Annotated in this window: 2 tRNA genes and 1 rRNA gene; all 3 read right to left on the bottom strand. The window is 48.9% G+C overall.

Annotated features, from left to right (window positions below):
• Nucleotides 1-40: 40 nt before the first annotated feature.
• Nucleotides 41-2,931 (bottom strand): 23S ribosomal RNA (locus GM173_RS15790).
• 387 nt (nucleotides 2,932-3,318) lie between these two features.
• Nucleotides 3,319-3,394 (bottom strand) — tRNA-Ala (locus tag GM173_RS15785).
• Nucleotides 3,395-3,401: 7 nt separating this feature from the next.
• Nucleotides 3,402-3,478: transfer RNA gene (locus tag GM173_RS15780), tRNA-Ile, on the bottom strand.
• Between the last annotated feature and the right edge of the window lie 5 nt (nucleotides 3,479-3,483).

Genomic DNA, 3,483 nt, shown 5'->3' with positions numbered 1-3,483 from the left:
ATTGATTATATCCATCGTCGCATTACGCGCTTCAGGTTATAGGATCAAGCCTCACGAGCAATTAGTATTGGTTAGCTTAACGCATTACTGCGCTTCCACACCCAACCTATCAACGTCCTGGTCTCGAACGACTCTTTAGAGGATTTAAAACCCTAGGGAAATCTCATCTTGAGGCAAGTTTCGCGCTTAGATGCTTTCAGCGCTTATCTCTTCCCGACTTAGCTACCCGGCAATGCCACTGGCGTGACAACCGGTACACCAGAGGTCAGTCCACTCCGGTCCTCTCGTACTAGGAGCAGCCCCTCTCAAATTTCCAACGCCCACTGCAGATAGGGACCAAACTGTCTCACGACGTTTTGAACCCAGCTCACGTACCACTTTAAATGGCGAACAGCCATACCCTTGGGACCGGCTACAGCCCCAGGATGTGATGAGCCGACATCGAGGTGCCAAACTCCGCCGTCGATGTGAACTCTTGGGCGGAATCAGCCTGTTATCCCCGGAGTACCTTTTATCCGTTGAGCGATGGCCCTTCCATTCAGAACCACCGGATCACTATGTCCTGCTTTCGCACCTGCTCGACTTGTCGGTCTCGCAGTTAAGCCGCCTTTTGCCATTACACTATCAGTACGATGTCCGACCGTACCTAGGCGACCTTCGAGCTCCTCCGTTACAATTTGGGAGGAGACCGCCCCAGTCAAACTGCCTACCATGCACGGTCCCCGATCCGGATAACGGACCAAGGTTAGAACCTCAAAGGGGTCAGGGTGGTATTTCAAGGACGGCTCCACTGAAACTAGCGTCTCAGCTTCAAAGCCTCCCACCTATCCTACACAAACCACTTCAAAGTCCAATGCAAAGCTACAGTAAAGGTTCACGGGGTCTTTCCGTCTAGCAGCGGGGAGATTGCATCTTCACAAACACTTCAACTTCGCTGAGTCTCGGGAGGAGACAGTAGGGCCATCGTTACGCCATTCGTGCGGGTCGGAACTTACCCGACAAGGAATTTCGCTACCTTAGGACCGTTATAGTTACGGCCGCCGTTTACTGGGACTTCAATCAAGAGCTTGCACCCCATCATTTAATCTTCCAGCACCGGGCAGGCGTCACACCGTATACGTCCACTTTCGTGTTGGCACAGTGCTGTGTTTTTGATAAACAGTCGCAGCCCTCATTTCTCTGCGGCCTCATTGGGCTCCAGTTGTACACCTTCACCTACTAGAGGCACACCTTCTCCCGAAGTTACGGTGTCAATTTGCCGAGTTCCTTCTCCCGAGTTCTCTCAAGCACCTTAGAATACTCTTCCTACCCACCTGTGTCGGTTTGCGGTACGGTTCAATATAAGCTGAAGCTTAGTGGCTTTTCTTGGAAGCAGGGTATCAGTTACTTCATCACCTAAGTGAATCGTCATCATGCCTCAGCGTTAACAACCTCCCGGATTTGCCTAAGAGATCCGCCTACACACTTAAACCAACTCTTCCAACCGTTGGCTAACCTAACCTTCTCCGTCCCCACATCGCACTTATATCAAGTACAGGAATATTAACCTGTTTCCCATCGACTACGCATTTCTGCCTCGCCTTAGGGGCCGACTCACCCTGCGCCGATGAACGTTGCGCAGGAAACCTTGGGCTTTCGGTGAGGGGGCTTTTCACCCCCTTTATCGCTACTCATGTCAGCATTCGCACTTCTGATACCTCCAGCATCCTTCTCAAGACACCTTCACAGGCTTACAGAACGCTCCTCTACCATATGCACAAAGTGCATATCCGCGTCTTCGGTTATCAATTTGAGCCCCGTTACATCTTCCGCGCAGGACGACTCGACCAGTGAGCTATTACGCTTTCTTTAAATGATGGCTGCTTCTAAGCCAACATCCTGGCTGTCTATGCCTTCCCACCTCGTTTTCCACTTAATTGATCATTTGGGACCTTAGACGGCGGTCTGGGTTGTTTCCCTCTTGTCCCAGGACGTTAGCACCCCAGGACTGTCTCCCATGCTCGCACTTGACGGTATTCAGAGTTTGCCATGGTTTGGTAAGTCGCGATGACCCCCTAGCCATAACAGTGCTTTACCCCCGTCAGTGATACATGAGGCACTACCTAAATAGTTTTCGAGGAGAACCAGCTATTTCCAAGTTTGTTTAGCCTTTCACCCCTAGCCACAGCTCATCCCCTAACTTTGCAACGTTAGTGGGTTCGGACCTCCAGTGCGTGTTACCGCACCTTCATCCTGGCCATGGCTAGATCACTTGGTTTCGGGTCTACGCCCAGCAACTATGCGCCCTATTCGGACTCGGTTTCCCTACGCCTCCCCTATTCGGTTAAGCTTGCTACTGAACGTAAGTCGCTGACCCATTATACAAAAGGTACGCAGTCACCCTATTTTGCAAGGGCTCCCACTGTTTGTATGCATCCGGTTTCAGGTTCTATTTCACTCCCCTCCCGGGGTTCTTTTCGCCTTTCCCTCACGGTACTGGTTCACTATCGGTCGATGATGAGTATTTAGCCTTGGAGGATGGTCCCCCCATCTTCAAACAGGATTTCTCGTGTCCCGCCCTACTTTTCGTACGCTTAGTACCACAATTGTGCTTTCATATACGGGGCTATCACCCACTATGGCCGGACTTTCCATTCCGTTCTATTAACACGACTGTTATCACGTACAGGCTCTTCCCATTTCGCTCGCCACTACTTTGGGAATCTCGGTTGATTTCTTTTCCTGCGGTTACTTAGATGTTTCAGTTCACCGCGTTCGCTCTACTAGACTTATGTATTCAGTCTAGAGTGACCCAAAAGGGCCGGGTTTCCCCATTCGGAAATCGTGGGATCAAAGCACTTTGCCAGCTCCCCCACGCTTATCGCAGGCTATCACGTCCTTCTTCGCCTATCATCGCCAAGGCATCCACCAGATGCACTTATTCGCTTGATCCTATAACCTCAAACACGTACAACGTATTTCAAGTTACTGAAATCGTATTTGCGACTTGCAAGTGAGTTCTCATTTCACTTGCGGTCTAATGTCACTAGCATGAGACTAGTTTCATTAAACAGATACAATCAACCCAATATTTTTACTTTGAAATCAAACTGATCAATCACTGCAAGCAGCAACCTTTCAATTTAATTCCATAACAATGTTTATTGGAATTAATTACTTCTTCTATTTTGTTAAAGATCGATATTGCTTCGTTTTAATCTTAAACATTTAACGAATTAAACATTTAAATTTATCACGACTCTAATTTTAGAAACCAGAATAAAATACACTGCACAGTACAACGTGCAATCCATTGAATTCTATTTTCTACCAGATGGTTGGTGGAGGTTAACGGACTCGAACCGTTCACCCCCTGCTTGCAAAGCAGGTGCTCTACCAGATGAGCTAAACCCCCTTGATACTGGTGGGTCAGATAGGAATCGAACCTATGACCCCCGCGTTATCAACACGGTGCTCTAACCAACTGAGCTACTGACCCATATC

The organism is Deefgea chitinilytica (genome assembly GCF_016881405.1).
GTDB classification, from domain to species: domain Bacteria; phylum Pseudomonadota; class Gammaproteobacteria; order Burkholderiales; family Chitinibacteraceae; genus Deefgea; species Deefgea chitinilytica.
The sequence above is the reverse complement of the archived record's forward strand: the minus strand, read 5'-3'. Positions and strand labels throughout refer to the sequence as shown.